General features: G+C 62.2%; 23 protein-coding genes. 17 read left to right on the forward strand and 6 right to left on the reverse strand.

What is annotated here, in order from left to right:
- Positions 1–149 precede the first annotated feature (149 nt).
- From NKH37_RS21905 to NKH37_RS21920, 4 genes are all read left to right on the forward strand, one after another.
- Positions 150–959, forward strand: a complete 810-nt coding sequence (locus NKH37_RS21905) for a TlyA family RNA methyltransferase (RefSeq protein WP_023716912.1) — start codon at positions 150–152, stop codon at positions 957–959.
- Entirely contained in the window at positions 956–2,197 is a 1,242-nt protein-coding gene (locus tag NKH37_RS21910) for a class I SAM-dependent RNA methyltransferase (protein ID WP_023716913.1), read from the forward strand. The genes NKH37_RS21905 and NKH37_RS21910 overlap by 4 nt, the downstream gene beginning before the upstream one ends.
- Positions 2,198–2,272: 75 nt before the next feature.
- Positions 2,273–2,644 (forward strand): antitoxin Xre/MbcA/ParS toxin-binding domain-containing protein, encoded by a 372-nt coding sequence (locus tag NKH37_RS21915; protein ID WP_023716914.1) that lies wholly within the window; start codon positions 2,273–2,275, stop codon positions 2,642–2,644.
- Positions 2,610–3,143 carry an RES family NAD+ phosphorylase gene (locus NKH37_RS21920; RefSeq protein WP_502895932.1) on the forward strand — a complete coding sequence of 178 codons (534 nt, stop codon included), beginning with the start codon at positions 2,610–2,612 and terminating at the stop codon, positions 3,141–3,143. Before NKH37_RS21915 ends, NKH37_RS21920 begins: the two co-directional genes overlap by 35 nt.
- A 248-nt stretch (positions 3,144–3,391) precedes the next feature.
- Here the strand turns inward: NKH37_RS21920 and NKH37_RS21925 are convergent, their stop codons facing one another.
- The 3 genes from NKH37_RS21925 to NKH37_RS21935 form a co-directional block, all read right to left on the reverse strand.
- Positions 3,392–4,099: an NAD-dependent deacylase gene (locus NKH37_RS21925; RefSeq protein WP_023716916.1), complete on the reverse strand. Its 708-nt coding sequence runs from the start codon at positions 4,097–4,099 to the stop codon at positions 3,392–3,394.
- A 66-nt stretch (positions 4,100–4,165) separates the two neighbouring features.
- On the reverse strand, positions 4,166–5,578 hold the full coding sequence (gene tldD / locus NKH37_RS21930; RefSeq protein ID WP_353041340.1) for a metalloprotease TldD: 1,413 nt from the start codon (positions 5,576–5,578) through the stop codon (positions 4,166–4,168).
- 128 nt (positions 5,579–5,706) lie between these two features.
- Positions 5,707–6,231, reverse strand: a complete 525-nt coding sequence (locus tag NKH37_RS21935) for an invasion associated locus B family protein (protein WP_023716918.1) — start codon at positions 6,229–6,231, stop codon at positions 5,707–5,709.
- A gap of 371 nt (positions 6,232–6,602) precedes the next feature.
- On the opposite strand from NKH37_RS21935, the gene coxB reads away from it, so the two are divergent.
- From coxB to NKH37_RS21995, 12 genes are all read left to right on the forward strand, one after another.
- Entirely contained in the window at positions 6,603–7,481 is an 879-nt protein-coding gene (gene coxB / locus NKH37_RS21940; protein WP_023716919.1) for a cytochrome c oxidase subunit II, read from the forward strand.
- A gap of 38 nt (positions 7,482–7,519) precedes the next feature.
- Entirely contained in the window at positions 7,520–9,172 is a 1,653-nt protein-coding gene (gene ctaD / locus NKH37_RS21945) for a cytochrome c oxidase subunit I (RefSeq protein WP_023716920.1), read from the forward strand.
- Positions 9,173–9,248: 76 nt separating this feature from the next.
- The gene (locus NKH37_RS21950; protein WP_352483710.1) at positions 9,249–10,193 is read left to right on the forward strand and encodes a heme o synthase; all 945 of its coding nucleotides are present in this window, start codon (positions 9,249–9,251) and stop codon (positions 10,191–10,193) included.
- Positions 10,190–10,357, forward strand: a complete 168-nt coding sequence (locus NKH37_RS21955; protein ID WP_023716922.1) for a cytochrome c oxidase system small membrane protein — start codon at positions 10,190–10,192, stop codon at positions 10,355–10,357. The genes NKH37_RS21950 and NKH37_RS21955 overlap by 4 nt, the downstream gene beginning before the upstream one ends.
- A 7-nt stretch (positions 10,358–10,364) precedes the next feature.
- Entirely contained in the window at positions 10,365–10,997 is a 633-nt protein-coding gene (locus NKH37_RS21960; RefSeq protein WP_023716923.1) for a cytochrome c oxidase assembly protein, read from the forward strand.
- A 1-nt stretch (position 10,998) separates the two neighbouring features.
- A complete protein-coding gene (locus NKH37_RS21965; RefSeq protein WP_023716924.1) occupies positions 10,999–11,880 on the forward strand; it encodes a cytochrome c oxidase subunit 3 in 882 nt (293 codons plus the stop codon).
- Between the two features lie 111 nt (positions 11,881–11,991).
- The gene (locus NKH37_RS21970) at positions 11,992–12,378 is read left to right on the forward strand and encodes a DUF983 domain-containing protein (protein WP_023716925.1); all 387 of its coding nucleotides are present in this window, start codon (positions 11,992–11,994) and stop codon (positions 12,376–12,378) included.
- Entirely contained in the window at positions 12,375–13,130 is a 756-nt protein-coding gene (locus NKH37_RS21975; RefSeq protein WP_023716926.1) for an SURF1 family protein, read from the forward strand. The genes NKH37_RS21970 and NKH37_RS21975 overlap by 4 nt, the downstream gene beginning before the upstream one ends.
- Before the next feature lie 107 nt (positions 13,131–13,237).
- Positions 13,238–14,242: a 4-hydroxy-3-methylbut-2-enyl diphosphate reductase gene (gene ispH, locus NKH37_RS21980; protein ID WP_023716927.1), complete on the forward strand. Its 1,005-nt coding sequence runs from the start codon at positions 13,238–13,240 to the stop codon at positions 14,240–14,242.
- A gap of 5 nt (positions 14,243–14,247) precedes the next feature.
- A complete protein-coding gene (locus NKH37_RS21985; RefSeq protein WP_023716928.1) occupies positions 14,248–15,210 on the forward strand; it encodes a homoserine kinase in 963 nt (320 codons plus the stop codon).
- Entirely contained in the window at positions 15,207–15,734 is a 528-nt protein-coding gene (rnhA, locus tag NKH37_RS21990) for a ribonuclease HI (RefSeq protein WP_023716929.1), read from the forward strand. The genes NKH37_RS21985 and rnhA overlap by 4 nt, the downstream gene beginning before the upstream one ends.
- 42 nt (positions 15,735–15,776) lie before the next feature.
- Complete coding sequence (locus NKH37_RS21995; protein ID WP_023716930.1) at positions 15,777–16,370, forward strand: histidine phosphatase family protein; 594 nt, start codon at positions 15,777–15,779, stop codon at positions 16,368–16,370.
- 5 nt (positions 16,371–16,375) lie between these two features.
- Here the strand turns inward: NKH37_RS21995 and NKH37_RS22000 are convergent, their stop codons facing one another.
- The 3 genes from NKH37_RS22000 to NKH37_RS22010 form a co-directional block, all read right to left on the reverse strand.
- Entirely contained in the window at positions 16,376–16,855 is a 480-nt protein-coding gene (locus tag NKH37_RS22000; protein ID WP_023716931.1) for a DUF2938 domain-containing protein, read from the reverse strand.
- Between the two features lie 146 nt (positions 16,856–17,001).
- Entirely contained in the window at positions 17,002–17,502 is a 501-nt protein-coding gene (locus tag NKH37_RS22005; protein ID WP_023716932.1) for a peroxiredoxin, read from the reverse strand.
- An 83-nt stretch (positions 17,503–17,585) separates the two neighbouring features.
- Positions 17,586–18,392 carry a protein-disulfide reductase DsbD domain-containing protein gene (locus NKH37_RS22010; protein WP_023716933.1) on the reverse strand — a complete coding sequence of 269 codons (807 nt, stop codon included), beginning with the start codon at positions 18,390–18,392 and terminating at the stop codon, positions 17,586–17,588.
- Between the two features lie 147 nt (positions 18,393–18,539).
- On the opposite strand from NKH37_RS22010, the gene NKH37_RS22015 reads away from it, so the two are divergent.
- The gene (locus NKH37_RS22015; RefSeq protein ID WP_023716934.1) at positions 18,540–19,148 is read left to right on the forward strand and encodes a YqgE/AlgH family protein; all 609 of its coding nucleotides are present in this window, start codon (positions 18,540–18,542) and stop codon (positions 19,146–19,148) included.
- Positions 19,149–19,153 lie beyond the last annotated feature (5 nt).

Genomic DNA, 19,153 nt, shown 5'->3' on the forward strand with positions numbered 1-19,153 from the left:
AAACGGCATCTCTTCTTAGCATTGCGTCGGGTGTCGTGCGAGGTTCGACAAACAGCGGAGCGGCTGATGAGTTCACCCGCTTTTCCAACTATGCCTTGTCTCATCGCCAATATCCTTGCCATCATCGTTGGCATTCGCCATGAAGGCCGATGACTTCCCTTCCGCCAGCCAGCATTCGCCAGCGGCTCGACGAATTACTCGTCCAGCGCGGCCTGTTTGCCAGCCGCTCGCGTGCTCGCGATGCGGTGGCGCGCGGCACCGTGACGGTCGACGGCATCGTCGCCCACAAGCCGGGCCAGGCCGTTCTGCCTGAGTGCAACATCGTCGTTGACGATCCGGCGCAAGGTTACGTCTCGCGCGCCGCACTGAAGCTGAAGGCTGGTCTCGACCATTTCGGCCTCAACCCCACCGGTAGCGAAGCGCTCGATGTCGGCGCCTCGACCGGCGGCTTCACGCAGGTACTTCTCGAACGCGGCGCGGCGCATGTCACGGCGATCGATGTCGGGCACGGCCAGATCCACTCCGACATTGCCGGCGATCCGCGCGTGACGGTGATTGAAGGCCTGAATGCGCGCGAACTGTCGGCCGCCGATCTCGGCGGCCGTGTGCCGGATTTCATCGTCTCGGATGTCAGCTTCATATCGCTGAAACTGGCGCTGCCGCCGGCGCTTGCCTTGGCCAGGAACGGCGCAAAAGCCGTGTTTCTGGTCAAGCCGCAATTCGAGGCCGGCCGCGAGGCGATCGGCAAGGGCGGCCTGCTGAAGGACCCCTATGATGCGGCGCGCATTGCCGGCCTGATGCAGGACTGGCTCGATGCCATTCCCGGCTGGCGCTCGTTGGGACTTCATCTGTCGCCGATAGAGGGCGGCGACGGCAACCGCGAGTTCCTGCTCGGCGGCATCAAGGCCGTCGCGACCAAGCCTGCCAAGATCGGGCGGGCCGGGATTGAGAAGCGATGACCACGCGTTTCACAATCGCAAAATTGGGCTCGCAGGGCGACGGCATCGCCGAGACCGAGACCGGCGAGGTTTTCATTCCGTTTACGCTGCCGGGAGAGGTCGTCACCGCCGGGCGGGAGAAAGATCGCGCTACCTTGATGTCGGTGCTTGAGGCCTCGCCGCTGCGAGTCGATCCGCCGTGCCGCCATTTCGGCGAATGCGGCGGCTGCGCCGTCCAGCATCTCGAGACTGAAGCCTATCACCAATGGAAGCGCGAAAGGGTCGTGCATGCGCTGAAGAGCAAGGGCATCGCCTGCGATGTCGGCCCGCTGGTGCCGTGCGCGCCGCACACGCGCCGCCGCGTCGTCTTCACTGCCCGGCGGAGCGAGGCGGGAATGCAGTTCGGCTTCGTTCGCGCGCTGTCGTCCGAAATCATCTCCATCGAGGAATGCCCGATCTCGCTGCCGCAGATCGTCGCTGCGCTCGACCGTTTGAGGATGCTTGCCGGACTGATCTGCACCACGACCAAATCGTTCCACATGGCGGTGACGGTGACCGGTTCCGGCCTCGATGTCGCGGTTCACGATTCCGGTAAGCTCGGCGAGAACCAGCGCCGCGTCGCCTCGAACTTTGTCATTGCCGAGAGGCTAGCCAGGCTGTCGGTCGACGGCGAGATCATTATCGAACCAAAGAAACCGGTCGTCCTGTTTGGTGGCGTCGCTGTCGCAGTGCCGCCGGGCGCTTTCCTGCAGGCGACCGAGGCCGCCGAAGAAGCGATGGCCGACATTGTCGGCCAGCATCTCGCGCGCGCCAAAAAGGTCGCCGATCTCTTCGCCGGCTGCGGAAGCTTCGCACTGCGTCTGGCCTCAAGATCGGAGGTTCATGCGGTGGAAGGCGATGCGGCAGCACTCTCGGCGCTTGACCGGGCCTTCCGTTTCGCCAGCGGCCTGAAGCGGGTGACCGGCGAACGTCGCGACCTGTTCCGGCGGCCGCTCACATTCAAGGAGTTGAATGCCTTTGACGGCGTAGTCTTCGACCCGCCCCGCGCCGGCGCCGAGGACCAGTCGAAGCAGATCGCGCGCTCCGACGTGCCGCTCGTCGCCGCGGTGTCCTGCAATCCGGTGACGCTGGCGCGGGATCTTCGCATCCTCCTCGATGGCGGTTACGCCTTGAAGAGCGTAATCCCGATCGACCAGTTCCTGTGGTCGCCGCATGTCGAGGCCGTCGCGCTGTTGGAGAAGCCGAGACGAAGGCGCTAGCAGCTAGGGCTTGAAATGCGCACCAAAAAAGCACATTTTGAGTGTACGTCGTTCAAACTGGGCTAGGAAATTGCCATGAGCACCGCAGCCTTTGAAAATTCGGCATCGCGCTTCGGCGAGGAGCGGGCGCCGTTTCTCTCGCCGAGGCGGGTAGCCGCACTGCTAGGGGTCAATATGACTGAACTGGCCGGCCTGACCGGTCTCGCGCGCAACACGCTTGCCGCCAAGTCCGGTGCGCGCAAGGTCGACGCCGCATTGAGTCCCATCGTCCGCATCCTGGCGATGGCCGGCGAGATGGCCGGTGATGAACAGCGTGCCGCGATCTGGTTCAAACATCAGCCGATCCCCGGCTGGGCGGGAAAGACCGCCTACGATCTCGTTCGCGAAGGCAAGACTGACAAGGTGCTTGCCTATCTGGAGGCAGTCCGCTCCGGCATCTATGCCTGAACCCAGGCTGACTCTATGGCGCGCTTTTGTGCCGCGCTGGGCCCATCTGCCGCTTTCCGGTGAGGGCGCGGCCCGCTTCGGCGGCCGCTGGAATCCGATTGGCACGCCGGCGATCTACGCCGCCCGGGAACTGTCCACGGCTTGGGCCGAGTACAATCAGGGTTTTGTCCAGCACCCGGCGCTGATTGCACAATTGAAACTGTCAGGCGCCCGGCTGGCCGACCTGACAGAGGCTGATACGCTGTCGAAGCTCGGTGTAACGGCCGACATTCACCGGTGCGAATGGCGTGACATCGTGGATGGAGGCTTTGTGCCCGAGACGCACCAACTGAGAGACCGCTTGCTTGGCGACGGGCTGCACGGCGTGATCTACCCGTCCTTCATGTCGCCTGGCGGCACATGCGTCGCGCTGTGGCGCTGGAACGAAAACGATGCTCCGGATCTTGAAATCATCGATCCCGACCATCGCCTGCCGAAAACAGCGGCATCATGGCTTTAGGGCAGTTCGAGCTGCGGCGGGCACACCCGCCTCCATCTCTTCCAACGTCTTCGGCTTGCCTATGTGGGGCAGGGATCCAAATACGTCCTATGGCCGTGTTAAAGGCAAGACTGGAACAGGCAGTGCGACTTGATCGTCGGTCGACTGGTGACTTCTAGCTTTTCTCCGGCAGCGATCACAGTTTCCTCTCCCGACATAACAAAGATGCTGATCGCGCGCTGAATTCAAGGCTGCATAGCCAGACGGTGCTAGCCTGCGCCTGAAAGGACGCGCTCGACGAAGGCGGGCACCACTTGTGTCGCCGGCCCTTCCATCTGCTCGTCGAAACGGGAGGCCCAGCCGGCGCATTTCAGATTGAGTTCGGCTGTTACGGCTCCGGCCGCGCGTGCCTCCTCCACGAAACCTGCTGCCGGGTAGACACTCCCGCTGGTGCCGATGGCCACGAATAGGTCGCAGCGCGTCAGCGCCTCGCCGACCTCCTCCATGCGGTAAGGCATTTCGCCGAACCAGACCACGTCAGGCCTCAATTGACCTTTTGCGCCACACGCTGGACAGGCCGAATGGGCAGCGATGTCGTCGGCCCAGGTGCTGCTTTGCCCGCAGCTCAGGCAAAGGGCATGGCCCAGTTCTCCATGCATATGGATCAGTTTGCGCGAACCGGCGCGCTCATGCAGGTCGTCGATATTCTGCGTGACGACGAGGACGTCGCCTGGGAATTTCTGCTCGAGCTTGGCCAGCGCGGCGTGCGCCGCATTCGGCTCGACGCTGCCCATCTGCCGCCGGCGCATATTGTAGAAATCCTGCACCTTTACGGGGTCGCGCGCAAAACCTTGCGGCGTGGCCACGTCCTGCAGGTCGTATTTCGCCCAGACCCCGTCGGGATCCCGGAACGTGGCGACGCCCGATTCCGCCGAAATGCCGGCGCCTGTCAGGATGACGATTTTGGCTTTGGACATGGTCGAAGACACCGGCATCCGGAAACATCATTTGGAAGGCGATGTTACCGGAAGGCGGCAGCCGCATCAAACCCTGGTGCCGCCGACCGTCATCTGGTTCATCCTGAGATGCGGCTGGCCGACGCCGACCGGCACGCCCTGTCCGGCCTTGCCGCACATGCCGATGCCGGTGTCGAGCTTCATGTCGTTGCCGACCATCGAAACCCGATGCATGGCATCCGGCCCATTGCCGATCAGCATGGCGCCCTTGATCGGTTGCGTCACCTTGCCGTTCTCGATCATGTAGGCCTCGGTGCAGCCGAACACGAACTTGCCCGAAGTGATGTCGACCTGGCCGCCACCGAACGACGCGGCATAGATGCCGTTCTTGACCGAGGCTATGATTTCCTCCGGCTCCATGTCGCCTGCCGTCATGTAGGTGTTGGTCATGCGCGGCATCGGCTCATGCGCGTAACCTTGGCGCCGCCCGTTGCCGGTGGCCTTCATGCCCATCAGCCGTGCATTCTGGCGGTCCTGCATGTAGCCGACCAGCTTGCCATCATCGATCAGCACGTTATGGGCCGAAGGCGTGCCTTCGTCGTCGACGGTCAGCGAACCTCGCCGCTCGGGCATGGTGCCGTCGTCAACGACGGTGACGCCTTTCGCCGCCACCTGCTGGCCAAGCAGGCCGGCAAAGGCCGACGTCTTTTTGCGGTTGAAATCGCCTTCCAGCCCGTGGCCGACGGCCTCGTGCAACATGACGCCGGGCCAGCCGCTCGACAGCACGATGTCGAAAGTGCCGGCAGGTGCTGGAACCGCTTCGAGATTGACGAGCGCCTGCCGCAGTGCCTCCTTGGCCGCGTGCCGCCAGCTGTCCTCGACCAGGAATTCGCCAAAATCCTTGCGGCCTCCCATGCCGTAGGAGCCGCTCTCCTGGCGGTCGCCGTCGCCGACCACCACCGATACGTTGATCCTGACCAGCGGGCGGATGTCGCGGACCATCTGGCCATCGGCGCGCACGATCTCGACATGCTGCCAGGAGGCGGCGAGCGACGCCGTCACCTGCCTGACGCGCGGATCTTCGGCCCGCAGCCATGCATCGATTTCCTGAAGCAACTTGGCCTTGGTCTCGAAGGAAGGCGAGGGGATCGGGTTTCCGTCGCCGTAGAGATGGCGGTTGGTGCGGACGGGCGCTGCGGCAAGCGTGCCGGAATAGCCGCTCTTCACCGTCGAAACGGCATCGGCGGCGCGCCGCAGCGAGGCTTCGGAGAGATCACTGGAATGGGCGTAGCCGCTGGCCTCGCCAGCGACGGCGCGCAGGCCGAAACCCTGGTCGGTGTTGAAATTCGCGGTCTTCAGCTTGCCATTGTCGAACATCAGCGCTTCGCTTTCGCTGTATTCGAGAAACAGTTCGCCGTCGTCGGCGCCGTTGATGGTCTCGGCGACGATCTGCTTGATGCGATCGTCGGAAATGTCGAATTGGCCGATCAGGCTGTTCATGGCAGGTCCATTCGCAGGAGGATTGTTTCCCACGATGTAGGCGCGAAGGCCTGCACAGACAATCTGAAATGAGATTTGCCGTGACCGCGGCCGGTCAACAATCACTGGATCGTGCTACAAGACCGCGTTCAAGGCAGGGCGGCGAAGCCGTCGGCAAAACCCTTGAGGTCGACGGGAATGCCGATGCCTTCTTCGGGCGTCTGGAAGACGATAAAGGTCGCCGACGTACCGGTCTTCAGCGTGTCGAGCAGCGGCTTTTCCAGGATGACCTCGGCATAGCAGCCGTCCTGGAAACAGCGCACGAAATAGGCGCGGCCGATATCCTTGCCGTCGACATTGAGGCCGAGGCCGTTGGGCAACAGCACGCCGAGCGGCGCCAGCACACGAAGGATTTCGGCCTTGTTGTCGGCTGTACGCAGCACGACAACGGAAAGACCCATTTCCGGGCGGTCCTCGGCGACGACGTTCTGCATCATCACGCATTGTTCGGACGTAGCACCGGCCGGCGTATCGCAGATGATCGACCACGCCCCATGCGTCGACTTCACCGTGCCGCTTGGCTGCGCGGCATTGGCCAGGCCGCCGCCTGACAAGGCTATTGCGGCGGCAACAAGGATGACCTCCGCCAAGGTTCTCGAAAGCCACGCGTTCATGACGGCTCCATTGCGAATCACGGCACTTTAAGCCGCACTAAACCCAAGTAAAGGACGAGACCCCCGCGGTCTGCCCCGACATAGGCGACAATGCGCTTTTCCGTGCCAATTTCGCCCTAATTGCGACGGTTTCGCGCGCCGCGCGGCTCATTCTGCCGGGATGCCGCTCCGGTGATTCGCGACGAGCGGTCACCGCACGAAGCTACAGCCGCGCTTGCGCGCAAAAATGCCGCACGGGTTCCGCCGCTCCTTTCTTGCGGAGGCAAATAGAGTATGGTTTGAACCAGCCTTGAATTGTCCGGGATTCCCGTCCCGGCATTATTCGGCATTCTTGCGGTCCGATCGCGAGGAACTGGGAGATGACGAGGGCGATGAGAAAATTCCTGGCAACCGCCAAAATCGTAGCTAGTGCCGCCGCCACGTTGTTTGCCGCTGCATCCGCTCATGCAGCCCAGCCTCAACCCTGGGAAACCAGTTTTCAGCCTCCGGCGACCGATATTATGAGGCAGATCGAGTGGTTCGGAAACTATTCGTTCGCGTTCATCATTGTGATCACCGCCTTGGTGCTTTTTCTGATCGCCTACTGCATTTTGAAATTCCGGGCGAGCGTCAACCCGACCCCGTCGCGCACCAGCCACAACACGCTGATCGAGGTCATCTGGACTGTCGGTCCCGTCGTCATCCTGCTCTGTCTCGCCATTCCTTCGTTCCAGCTGCTGACCGCGCAATACACGCCGCCGGAAGAAGCCAAGCTGACCGTCAAGGCGACGGGCAATCAGTGGAACTGGGATTACGAATACCAGGTCGACAACACGCTTTCCTTCAATTCCGCGATCCTTCAGGATGCCGACAGGGCTGCTGCCGGCAAGGAAGATCGCGCCGCCTATCCGCGCCTGCTCGCCGTCGACAATGAGATGGTGGTGCCTGTCAACACCATGACCCGCGTGCTGGTGACGGCGACCGACGTGATTCACGCCTTTGCCATGCCGTCCTTCGGCATCAAGACCGACGCGGTGCCGGGCCGCATCAACGAGGTGTGGTTCAAGGCCGACAAGGAAGGCCTCTATTACGGCCAGTGCTCGGAACTCTGCGGCAAGGACCACGCCTTCATGCCGATCGCCATTCGCGTCGTCTCCGATGCGCAATACAAGACCTGGCTGGCGGCAGCCAAGACCGATCTTCCCGGCGCCAACAAGGCGCTGATGGCCGAGGTCGATGGCACGAACAAGGTAGCGGCCGCCGGCAACTGATGCCGCGACCAGAAAAGATTCAGGGAACGGAGCCGACCATGGCAGACGCTGCAGCTCACGACGACCACGACCACAAGCCGTATCATGGCTGGGTCCGGTGGGTGTATTCGACCAACCACAAGGACATCGGTACGCTTTATCTGATCTTCGCGATCATGGCGGGCTGCATCGGTGGCGCCTTATCGGTCGTCATGCGCATGGAATTGCAGGAGCCGGGCATCCAGATATTCACTGGCCTGGCACAGATGGTCTACGGCATGAACGGTGACGCCGCCATCGACGGCGGCAAGAGCATGTACAATGCCTTCACCACCGCGCATGCGCTGATCATGATCTTCTTCATGGTGATGCCGGCGCTGATCGGCGGCTTTGCCAACTGGATGGTGCCGATCATGATCGGCGCGCCGGACATGGCGTTCCCGCGCATGAACAACGTCTCGTTCTGGCTGCTGCCGCCGGCTTTCATCCTGCTGATTATCTCGGCCTTCGTCCCGAGTGCGCCGGGCGCCTATGGCGTCGGTGGCGGCTGGACGCTTTATCCGCCGCTCTCGACATCGGGCCAGCCTGGACCGGCCATGGACCTGGCGATCCTTTCAATCCACATCGCCGGCGCCTCCTCGATTCTTGGCGCCATCAACTTCATCACCACCATCTTCAACATGCGCGCGCCCGGCATGACCATGCACAAGATGCCGCTGTTCGCGTGGTCGGTGTTGATCACCGCCTTCCTGCTGCTGCTGTCGTTGCCGGTGCTGGCCGGCGGCATCACCATGCTTTTGACCGACCGCAATTTCGGCACCACCTTCTTCGCCCCGGACGGCGGCGGCGACCCGATCCTGTTCCAGCACCTGTTCTGGTTCTTCGGCCATCCAGAAGTCTATATCCTGATCCTGCCGGGCTTCGGCATCATCAGCCATATCATCTCGACCTTTTCAAGGAAGCCGGTGTTCGGCTATCTCGGCATGGCCTATGCGATGGTTGCCATCGGCGCGGTGGGCTTCATCGTCTGGGCCCACCACATGTACACGACGGGCCTGTCGCTCGACACCCAGCGCTATTTCGTCTTCGCCACCATGGTCATCGCGGTGCCGACGGGCGTGAAGATCTTCTCGTGGATCGCCACTATGTGGGGCGGGTCGATTTCGCTTAAGACCCCGATGCTGTGGGCGATCGGCTTCATCTTCCTGTTCACAGTTGGTGGCGTCACCGGCGTGCAATTGGCCAATGCCGGCCTCGACCGCCCGCTGCACGACACCTATTTCGTGGTTGCGCACTTCCACTACGTGCTGTCACTGGGCGCGGTCTTCGCCATCTTCGCCGGCTGGTACTACTGGTTCCCGAAGATGACCGGCTACATGTATTCGCCGGTGATCGCCAACACCCACTTCTGGGTCACTTTCGTCGGCGTCAACCTGGTCTTTTTCCCGCAGCATTTCCTCGGTCTCTCCGGAATGCCGCGTCGCTATATCGACTATCCCGATGCCTTCGCCGGCTGGAATATGGTGTCGTCCTACGGCTCGTACATCTCGGCTGTCGGCGTCGTCATCTTCCTGTTCGGCGTCTTCGAGGCGTTCCAGAAGAAGCGGGTCGCCGGCGCCAATCCTTGGGGTGAGGGTGCGACCACGCTGGAATGGCAGCTGCCTTCGCCGCCGCCGTTCCACCAATGGGAACAGCTGCCGAAGATCAAGTAGGCGGTTGCCTCCTTTAATACGGAACCGCCGGCCGTCCGGCGGTTTTGGCCAACGGAATGATGGACTCTAAGTACGCATGGCCCTTGCCGAAGACAGACTGATTGACGAGCCGGGCTTCCGCATGTCGGAAGCGACGGCGGGCGATTTCTTCGCCCTGCTGAAGCCGCGCGTCATGTCGCTGGTGGTGTTCACAGCGTTTGTCGGCATGGTCGCCGCCCCGGTGACCATCAATCCGCTGCTGGCGGTGATCGCGATCCTGGCTATTGCCATTGGTGCCGGCGCGTCCGGTGCGCTCAACATGTGGTATGACGCAGACATCGATGCGGTGATGACGCGCACCGCCGGCCGTCCCGTGCCGGCCGGCCGCATACGGCCTGGCGAGGCATTGAGCTTCGGGCTGGTGCTGTCGGTTCTGTCGGTGATGACGCTCGGCGTGCTGGTCAACTGGTTGGCCGCATCGCTTCTGGCCTTCACCATCTTTTTCTATGCCGTCATCTACACGATGTGGCTGAAGCGCTGGACGCCACAGAACATTGTCATCGGCGGTGCTGCCGGTGCCATTCCGCCGGTCATCGGCTGGGCGGCGGTAACCGGATCGGTCAGCCTCGAAAGCTTGGTGCTGTTCCTGATCATCTTCCTGTGGACGCCGCCGCATTTCTGGGCGCTCGCGCTCTTCAAGTCGGAGGACTATGCCAAGGCAGGCATTCCGATGATGCCGAATGTCGCCGGCCAGGCTTCGACCAGACGCCAGATCTTTGCCTATGCGCTGGTCCTCGCACCGGTTGGCGTGCTGCCATGGGTTCTCGGCTTCACCACGCCAGCCTATGGCGTCGTTGCATTGCTGCTCGGCGCCGGCTTCGTCTGGTATGCGTGGAAGGTGCTGCAAATGGCCGATGACGACCGGGCGATGAAGCCGGCCAAGGCCCTGTTCGGCTATTCGCTGCTCTATCTCTTCGCCATCTTCGCCGCCTACCTTGGCGATTGCGTCGTCGCGCGCGCGCTGACCATCGGTGGAGCATGAGCATGGCCGAAAAGAAGCTTGAACTGGTCACGCTGACCGACCGTCAGCAGAAGGCCCGCCGCAATCGCTCGGCCGCAATCGGCTTCGCGCTGGCGGCGCTGGTCGTCATATTCTACGTCGCGACCATCGTGAAATTTGGTCACAGCGTCACCGGTTCGATGTGAGCTGAACATGACCAGGCAAACAGTCACCGATCCTACGAAGAAGAATACGAACCGCGTCGTCGCCGGCGTCTGCATCGCGTTCTTCGGCGGCATGATCGGCATGGCCTATGCCGCAGTGCCGCTCTACGCGATGTTCTGCCAGGCGACAGGCTACGGCGGCACCGTTAAACGGGCGACCCAGCAATATGCCGATCGGGTGCTCGACCGTGACATCACCATCCGCTTCGATGCCAACACCGTCGGCATTCCCTGGCAATTCCAGCCGGTCGCCCGCTCGATCACCATCAAGATCGGCGAAACAGCCGAGGCGCATTTCAGCGCGACCAACAAATTCAGCCGGCCCATCACCGGACGCGCCACCTTCAATGTACAGCCTGAACTGGCCGGACCTTACTTCAACAAGGTCGAGTGTTTCTGCTTCACCGACACGACGCTGAAGCCGGGCGAGACGTTGGACATGCCGGTCGTGTTCTATGTCGATCCCGACATCGTCAACGCGCCGGAACTGAAGGATTTGAGGACGATTACCCTGTCCTATACGATGTTCCCGGTCGACAAGACCAAGCCGGTCGCATCATCGGTGCCGGCCGACGGCCGCCGCAACAAGAGTTCAGATACCGAAGCAAGCCTCGGGGGTTGATATGGCAGACGCACACGCAAAACCACAACATGACTACCACCTCGTCGACCCGAGCCCATGGCCTTTCCTGGGCTCCGTCGGGGCGCTGGTGACCGCGATCGGCGGCGTCTGTTACATGCAATATCTCAAGGGCGGCGATTTCCCCATCTTCGGTTTCAACATCGCCAATCCATGGTTGTTCTTCATCGGCCTGCTGATCGTCATCTACACGATGTTCGCCTGGTGGTCTGATACGATCAAGGAAGCGCATGAGGGACACCACACTCGTGTCGTGTCGCTGCATCTGCGCTACGGCATGATCATGTTCATCGCCTCCGAGGTGATGTTCTTCGTCGCCTGGTTCTGGGCCTTCTTCGACGCCAGCCTGTTCCCCGGCGAGGTCCATCAGTATGCCCGTACCGCCTTCACCGGCGGCGTCTGGCCGCCCAAGGGCCTCGAAGTTCTCGACCCTTTCCATCTGCCGCTTTACAACACCGTCATCTTGCTCCTGTCGGGCACCACGGTGACCTGGGCGCACCACTCGCTCATCCACGGCGACCGCAAAGGGCTGATCAATGGCTTGGTGCTGACCGTCGGCCTCGGCATGCTGTTCACCATGGTGCAGGCCTACGAGTACATGCATGCGCCGTTCGGCTTCAGGGATTCGATCTACGGCGCCACCTTCTTCATGGCGACCGGCTTCCATGGTTTCCACGTCATCATCGGCACTATCTTCCTGCTGGTCTGCCTGATCCGCGCCATGAAGGGCGACTTCACGCCCAAGCAGCATTTCGGCTTCGAGGCCGCCGCCTGGTACTGGCATTTCGTCGACGTGGTGTGGCTATTCCTGTTTGCCTCGATCTATGTCTGGGCATCGAACGGCGCAATGATCGAACCGCACTGACATTGGCCCGAGGAAATGGGCCCGAGGAAAATGGGGCCGAGGAAATAGACAAGGCGGCTGCGGCGACGTGGCCGCCTTATCTTTTGCGGCAAATGCTCCTAGGATGACCCCATGAGCGACGACAAGGCGATCTGGCCACCAATCGATCCGATCTCGGCCGGCCTGCATGGCCGCTGCCCCCGCTGTGGCGAGGGCAAGCTGTTCTCCGGGTTCCTCACCGTCGGCGATCGCTGTACCAATTGCGGCCTCGATTATTCCTTCGCCGATGCCGGCGACGGGCCGGCGGTGTTCGTTATTCTGATCATCGGCTTCATCGTCGTCGGCCTGGCGCTGTGGATGGAGGTGACGCTCAATCCGCCGCTCTGGCTGCATCTGTTGCTGTGGATTCCGCTGACGCTGGTGCTTTGCCTGGCGGCGCTCAGGCTGATCAAGGGCGTGCTGCTGACGCTGCAATACCGCAACAAGGCGGCCGAGGGCCGGCTGGACCGCGGCGAATGAGCGAGGCATCAGGTTTGGTGGCCGGCCGGTCGAGGCCGAAACGCGCATTGGCGCTCGGCCTGGGTATCGTCGTGTTTTTGATCCTGCTGGCACTCGGCACCTGGCAGGTTCAGCGCCTGCACTGGAAAGAGGGCCTTCTCCAGACGATCGACCAGCGCACGCATTCGGCGCCTGTGCCATTGGCCGAGGTCGAAAAGCGGTTTGCTGCCACCGGCGACGTGGACTACACGCCGGTGATAGTGACCGGCACTTTCCTGCATCAAGGCGAACGGCATTTCCTCGCCACCTGGGAAGGCCAGTCCGGCTTCGATGTGTTCACGCCGCTGCAGCTCGAGGATGGCCGTTTCGTGCTGATCAACCGCGGCTTCGTGCCCTACGATTTCAAGGACCCCGCCAAGCGGCCGCAGGGGCAGGTGACGGGCAAAGTGACGGTGACGGGGCTCGCCCGCAACCCGCTGCCGGCCAAGCCCTCGATGATGCTTCCCGACAATGATCCGCAGAAGAACATCTTCTACTGGAAAGATCGTGACGCGATGGCCTCGAGCGCCGGCCTGCCGGCAGGTGCGGCGCTGGTGCCGATCTTCATCGATGCGAACGCCGCCGCCAACCCCGGCGGGCTGCCGGTCGGCGGCGTCACCGTCATCGACCTGCCGAACAGCCATCTGCAATATGCGATAACCTGGTACGGCCTTGCCGTCGCCCTTGCCGGTGTCCTGATCTCCTGGCTCCGCCGCCCGGCGAAAGACCAATGATCGCCGCCACTACCCTTGACAGGGCAGGGCCGCACACCTCATTTCGCGCCTTGAGCTCAGAAGTCATAGTCCGATCAACCGGCCTACAATCAGCGTAAGATGCAATCATGCTTCAGACAAAGCCACCGCTGACCATCCGGCTCTGCCAGCCGCGCGGTTTCTGTGCGGGCGTTGACCGTGCCATCCAGATCGTCGTGCTGGCGCTCAAGAAATATGGCGCGCCGGTTTATGTCCGCCACGAGATCGTGCACAACCGCTACGTCGTCGAAGGGCTGCAAAGCCTCGGCGCGGTGTTCATCGAGGAGCTCTCCGAGATCCCGCCCGAGCATCGCCAGAGCCCGGTCGTCTTTTCGGCGCATGGCGTGCCGAAATCGGTGCCGGCCGACGCCCGGTCCCGCAACCTGTTCTATCTCGACGCGACGTGCCCGCTGGTCTCGAAAGTCCACAAGCAGGCAATGCGCCATCAGCGGCTTGGCCGCCACGTGCTTTTGATCGGCCATGCCGGGCATCCTGAGGTGATCGGCACAATGGGCCAGTTGCCGGATGGCGCGGTCACTCTGATCGAGACCGAAGCCGACGCCGCAAGCTTCGTGCCCGCAGACCCGCGAGCGCTCGGTTTCGTCACCCAGACGACGCTGTCGGTCGAGGACACCGCCGGCATCATCCGCGCCCTGCAGCAACGTTTTCCCGAGTTGCACGCGCCGGCGGCGGAATCGATCTGCTATGCCACCACCAATCGCCAGGAGGCGGTCAAGGAAACAGCGGCCGGCGCCGATCTCTTCCTGGTCGTCGGTGCGCCTAACTCCTCCAACTCACGGCGGCTTGTCGAAGTGGCCGAACGCGCCGGCGCCTCGATGTCGCTTCTCGTGCAGCGCGCCTCCGAAATTCCGTGGAATGACATTGCCGGCATCTCGACACTCGGCCTGTCGGCGGGCGCCTCGGCGCCGGAGATCATCGTCGACGAGATTGTCGATGCCTTCCGGCAGCGCTTCGACGTAACCATCGAGTTGGCCGTGACGGCGACGGAGACGGAGGATTTTCCGGTGATGCGGGTGTTGCGCGATGTCGAACTGACGGCAGCCGACATGGCCTTCGTCAACGGGGCTGCGTAGCAACGATGGCGGTCTACACCGACGTCAATGAGGGCGAGCTCGGCGCGTTCCTCAGGAACTATCCGGTCGGCGATCTCTTGTCCTACAAGGGCATCGCCGAAGGCACCGAAAATTCGAATTTTCTGCTGCACACCAGCAGCGGCTCCTACATACTGACGCTTTACGAGAAGCGCGTCGACAAGGCTGACCTGCCGTTCTTTCTGGGCCTCATGGCCCACCTCGCCAGAAAGGGCATTTCGTGCCCGCTCCCGGTCACCGCGCAGGATGGCGGTGTGATCGGAACGCTTGCCGGCCGGCCGGCGGTCATCATCACCTTCCTTGAGGGTCTATCGCTGCGGCGGCCGACAGCTGGGCATTGCGGCGAGGTCGGCAAGGCTCTGGCGGCACTGCATCTCGCCGGCGCGGATTTCCCGATGACCCGCCCCAACGCCCTTGCCATCGATGGCTGGCGCAAGCTGTGGAACGCCGCCCACGCCCGCGCCGATGAGGTCGAGCCGGGATTGGCGGCCGAGGTCGATGCCGATTTCGCCGATTTCGAGCGGAACTGGCCGAACGGTCTGCCGCAGGGCATCATCCATGCCGATCTTTTCCCGGACAATGTATTCTTCCTCGGCGAGAAACTGTCCGGGCTGATCGACTTCTATTTCGCCTGCAACGACCTCTACGCTTATGATGTTGCCACGTGCCTCAACGCCTGGTGCTTCGAGAAGGATTTTTCCTTCAATCTGACCAAGGGCACGGCGTTGCTTGCCGGCTACCAAAGCGTGCGGCCGCTGAGCAGCGACGAGAAAGCGGCGCTGCCGATGCTGGCGCGCGGTTCGGCGCTGCGCTTCATGCTGACCCGGCTCTACGACTGGCTGACGGTCCCGGACGGCGGGCTTGTGATGAAACGCGACCCGACCGAATATATCCGCCGGATGCGCTTCCATCGGGCGATCAACTCTCCTTCCGAATATGGACTAACATGACCAAGCGCGTTGAAATCTTCACCGATGGTGCCTGTTCGGGCAATCCCGGGCCTGGCGGCTGGGGCGCGATCTTGCGCTTCAACGGTGTGACGAAAGAACTGTCGGGCGGCGAGGCTGCCACCACCAACAACCGTATGGAACTGTTGGCGGCCATCTCGGCGCTTAATGCGCTCAAGGAGCCCTGCGCCGTCGATCTTTATACCGACAGCAACTATGTCAAGGACGGTATTTTCAGCTGGATCGACGGATGGAAGCGCAACGGCTGGAAGACGGCCGCCAGGCAGCCGGTGAAGAATGCCGAGCTGTGGCAGCAGCTCGATGCAGCGCGTAACCGCCATCAGGTCACCTGGCATTGGGTCAAGGGCCATGCCGGCCATCCCGAGAACGAGCGCGCCGACGAATTGGCGCGGCTCGGCATGGCGCCATTCAAGAAAGGGCTCGTCAAGACTGTGGCACCAGTACCAGGTTCGCAGTCAAAGCAGCCGACGACCACAAAGGCGCGGCGCTCGACCCAAAGCTATTGAATTCCGGCTGCGGGTCCGCTCTCTGGCAGGAAGAGCTCTATCATGCCGATCGCATACTACATCACGCATCCCCAGGTTCAGGTCGATGCCAACGTTCCAGTGGCGGAATGGGGACTATCCGACCTCGGGCGAGCGAGAACATCGGCAATGCTCGATCAGCCGTGGGTTGGGTCGATTCGGCGGATCGTGTCATCTGGTGAACGCAAGGCGATAGAAACCGCCGAGATACTCGGAAGGCATCTCCGCCTTGCGATCGAGGTGAGGGAAGGGATGCATGAGAATGACCGATCGGCAACCGGTTTCCTGCCGCCTTCCGAGTTCGAAGCGGTCGCCGACCAATTCTTCGCCAATCCAAACAGCAGCATTCGTGGATGGGAGCGAGCTATCGATGCCCAGCGTCGTATTCTAAGCGAGGTAGACACTGTGCTAGGCACCGACGCCGCTGTCGACGTCGCATTCATAGGTCACGGAGGTGTCGGAACGCTCCTGCTGCTCTCTTTGAGCGGTCGGGAAATCAGCCGCGAGGCGGATCAGCCAGCGGGCGGCGGGAACTACTTCGCATACGATACCGGTGCGCGTCGCGTTATCCATGGATGGCAGCCGATCGACAGGCCGGCGCAGCGCCGCGACGGCTGACTTGGCTATCGGATGAGCAGGGCGGTGCCGAACAGTCCGAGCGCGAACACCGTGTGCGACACCAGATTGAGGGCGCGGACCTGCATTGGATTGGGGCGCTTCGAAGCGGCCCAGCCGGCACCCATGCCGGGCGCCAGCAGAAACCAACCGGCGCCGACGGTGACGATGCCGAGGATAAAGGCCGGCAGGAAGGTCGGCGCGGTGAGCCAGCCCGTTCCGGCCAGCACGACCAGTATGATGCCGTAGACGATGCCGACAGCATAATGAAAGGCCCAGCCAAGTGCAGATTCATGCGCATAGGGCGAGGCCTCGCCAATGTCGTCATGGAAGACCTTGCCTTCCCTGAGATGCCAGACCCAGCGGCCGACCAGCCCCCAGTTCGGCCGCGGCTGAGCAAACGCCTTGTTCAGGAAAATCGCCCAGATATCCATAAGCGCGGTTGCGCCGATACCGATCGCGACAGCGCGCCAAAAGATGTCAGACATAACCGAGGTCCCAAAAAGCAAGCAGTCCCGAAGCGCCGACGCATGGCCCTGAAGACCGGGTCGGCTTTCGGAAGGATCATGCGCCGATGAAAAGGCGGCATCCTTTGAACGCGTAGCGCTCGAAGGCGCCCTTTGTCATCCCTGGCCTAGGCTGTCGCCAAGACGGAAAGCTGTCCGAGAATGTGAGCCGCACCGGACTCGTCGACGCCGGGCTTTGTCTCGACATTGAGTGCGGTGACCTTGCCGTCATCGACGATCATCGAAAAACGCCTCGAGCGCAGCCCCATGCCGCCGCTGGAGAGGTCGGCGTCGAGGCCGACCGATTTGGCGAAATCGCCATTGCCATCGGCAAGATAAAGTATTTTGCCTTCACCGCCGCTGAAGCGAGCCCAGGCTCCCATGACGTGAACATCGTTGACCGAGACGACGGCGATAGTGTCGACGCCGCGCGCCAGGATGGCGTCGTAATTATCCAGGTAGCCCGGCAGGTGATTATTGCTGCAGGTCGGCGTGAAAGCGCCTGGAACGCCAAACAGCACGACCGTCTTTCCTGAGAATATCTCGCCCGTCGTGATCGGCTTTGCACCGTCGGCGGTCATTGTCTTGAAGGTCGCACCCGGCAGTTTGTCGCCAACGGAGATCGTCATGATGGTCCTCGCTTGAGAATGGAAAGGGAGTGTCCTTGCGATAGCGAACTAAGGCGCGCCCGGCAACCGTCCAGACGTTGGCATCACGGAAAAGGCAGCAGGCCTTCGACCGCGCCAGCGGCACTTGTCAGTGTGTAGTGAAGGCCGCCATCGGTTGGCGTTGTCGACGGCCTGTCGAGGATCGGCACCGTAAAGATCAGCTTGCCATCCTTTTCGCTGCGGGTCGGGGCACCGAACATGTAGTCGCGTTCGCCGGCAACGAAGAAGTCGGCGGCCTCGGGAGTGCCCGGAAAGCTCGCTTCGACAATCAGGGTTTCGTGATCGCCCGGCAGTACGTTTATTCCGAAATCGGGCGTTGCCGTGGCGGGCAGAGTTGCAAGGCCTGCCTTGACCAGTGCCGCATCCTCGGCGTTGTCGGGATCGGCGCCGGGATCGATGGTCAGCCTTGTCTGCACCGGGATGCAGATGGTTTCGCAAATGCCGAGGAAGATGTCCGCATCGATGACGGCCGGCTGGCCGGGTGCAGCAAGCGTGAACGTCACCGGCAATGAAACCGGGTGGTCGTAGCCGGCCCATTTGCCATAGCCGTCATCGTGGCGCTGCGGCGGCGGAAACGAAAGCGTCGCGTCGGCAATGTTGGTGCTGGCCGAGATGTCGATCTGTGGCGGCACGCCCGCATCGCCCGGATCGCGCCAATAGGTCTTCCAGCCTGGCTTCAGCGCAATGTCGAGGACACCTTGGAGACGCCCGGCCTCGTCGGCTTTGCCGCTCGTCACCAGCCGCACCCGGCCGCCTTCGCTATTGTACCAGGCCGACGAGGAGGCTGAGGCGGGGAGGCAGGTCGCCGACCCAATGGCCACGCCAAGCAGCAGGATTTTCAAGCTTTGCATGGCAATGATTTGATCGTCTGTTGATGGCCGCACAATGATTTCATGACGCCGCCGGCATCATATTTGCGTGACCTTTGACTTATGAGCCTGATCAAATCGGGCGCCGCCCATCTTTTCGGCGCCCTGGAAACGCGTTACGCTGTGGTCATGGATTTGTTGCGTCATAAAAAGACGGCCGCAGGACCCGGCTTTCTCGACGACCAGTTCCTGATTGCCATGCCCGGCATGAAGGACGACCGCTTCACGCGCTCCGTCATCTACATTTGCGCGCACAGCGACGAAGGCGCGATGGGGTTGATCATCAACCAGACGCAGCAGATGCTGTTTCCGGACCTGCTCGTGCAACTCGGGATCATGAACGAACTGGAGGCAATTCGCCTGCCGCCGCCGGCGCGCGACTTCGTCGTGCGCAATGGCGGACCGGTGGATCGCAGCCGCGGCTTCGTCCTGCATTCGGGCGACTACCGGGTGGAATCCTCGCTCGCCGTGTCCGACGACGTCTGCCTGACTGCGACCGTCGACATATTGCGCGCCATCTCCTCCGGCCGCGGACCCCGGCGGGCTCTGATGGCGCTCGGCTATGCCGGCTGGGGTGCGGGTCAGCTTGAAAACGAGATCGTCGAGAATGGCTGGCTGACTTGCCCGGCTAGTGCCGAGCTTCTGTTCGACGCCGACATCGACCGCAAATACGACCGGATCCTTGCCTCGATCGGCATCGATCTCGCGCATCTCAGCCTGGCTGCCGGTCACGCCTGAACCTC

Origin of the sequence: Mesorhizobium sp. M1217 (assembly GCF_040318275.1) — a bacterium.
GTDB lineage: Bacteria > Pseudomonadota > Alphaproteobacteria > Rhizobiales > Rhizobiaceae > Mesorhizobium.

Excerpts from the sequence above, each read along its gene's own strand:
- NKH37_RS21905 (WP_023716912.1), top strand. The coding sequence starts at position 150 with ATGACTTCCCTTCCGCCAGCCAGCATTCGCCAGCGGCTCGACGAATTA.
- NKH37_RS21910 (WP_023716913.1), top strand. The coding sequence starts at position 956 with ATGACCACGCGTTTCACAATCGCAAAATTGGGCTCGCAGGGCGACGGC.
- NKH37_RS21915 (WP_023716914.1), top strand. The coding sequence starts at position 2,273 with ATGAGCACCGCAGCCTTTGAAAATTCGGCATCGCGCTTCGGCGAGGAG.
- NKH37_RS21925 (WP_023716916.1), bottom strand. The coding sequence starts at position 4,099 with ATGTCCAAAGCCAAAATCGTCATCCTGACAGGCGCCGGCATTTCGGCG.
- tldD (WP_353041340.1), bottom strand. The coding sequence starts at position 5,578 with ATGAACAGCCTGATCGGCCAATTCGACATTTCCGACGATCGCATCAAG.
- NKH37_RS21935 (WP_023716918.1), bottom strand. The coding sequence starts at position 6,231 with ATGAACGCGTGGCTTTCGAGAACCTTGGCGGAGGTCATCCTTGTTGCC.
- coxB (WP_023716919.1), top strand. The coding sequence starts at position 6,603 with ATGAGAAAATTCCTGGCAACCGCCAAAATCGTAGCTAGTGCCGCCGCC.
- ctaD (WP_023716920.1), top strand. The coding sequence starts at position 7,520 with ATGGCAGACGCTGCAGCTCACGACGACCACGACCACAAGCCGTATCAT.
- NKH37_RS21950 (WP_352483710.1), top strand. The coding sequence starts at position 9,249 with ATGGCCCTTGCCGAAGACAGACTGATTGACGAGCCGGGCTTCCGCATG.
- NKH37_RS21955 (WP_023716922.1), top strand. The coding sequence starts at position 10,190 with ATGAGCATGGCCGAAAAGAAGCTTGAACTGGTCACGCTGACCGACCGT.
- NKH37_RS21960 (WP_023716923.1), top strand. The coding sequence starts at position 10,365 with ATGACCAGGCAAACAGTCACCGATCCTACGAAGAAGAATACGAACCGC.
- NKH37_RS21965 (WP_023716924.1), top strand. The coding sequence starts at position 10,999 with ATGGCAGACGCACACGCAAAACCACAACATGACTACCACCTCGTCGAC.
- NKH37_RS21970 (WP_023716925.1), top strand. The coding sequence starts at position 11,992 with ATGAGCGACGACAAGGCGATCTGGCCACCAATCGATCCGATCTCGGCC.
- NKH37_RS21975 (WP_023716926.1), top strand. The coding sequence starts at position 12,375 with ATGAGCGAGGCATCAGGTTTGGTGGCCGGCCGGTCGAGGCCGAAACGC.
- ispH (WP_023716927.1), top strand. The coding sequence starts at position 13,238 with ATGCTTCAGACAAAGCCACCGCTGACCATCCGGCTCTGCCAGCCGCGC.
- NKH37_RS21985 (WP_023716928.1), top strand. The coding sequence starts at position 14,248 with ATGGCGGTCTACACCGACGTCAATGAGGGCGAGCTCGGCGCGTTCCTC.
- rnhA (WP_023716929.1), top strand. The coding sequence starts at position 15,207 with ATGACCAAGCGCGTTGAAATCTTCACCGATGGTGCCTGTTCGGGCAAT.
- NKH37_RS21995 (WP_023716930.1), top strand. The coding sequence starts at position 15,777 with ATGCCGATCGCATACTACATCACGCATCCCCAGGTTCAGGTCGATGCC.
- NKH37_RS22000 (WP_023716931.1), bottom strand. The coding sequence starts at position 16,855 with ATGTCTGACATCTTTTGGCGCGCTGTCGCGATCGGTATCGGCGCAACC.
- NKH37_RS22005 (WP_023716932.1), bottom strand. The coding sequence starts at position 17,502 with ATGACGATCTCCGTTGGCGACAAACTGCCGGGTGCGACCTTCAAGACA.
- NKH37_RS22010 (WP_023716933.1), bottom strand. The coding sequence starts at position 18,392 with ATGCAAAGCTTGAAAATCCTGCTGCTTGGCGTGGCCATTGGGTCGGCG.
- NKH37_RS22015 (WP_023716934.1), top strand. The coding sequence starts at position 18,540 with ATGGATTTGTTGCGTCATAAAAAGACGGCCGCAGGACCCGGCTTTCTC.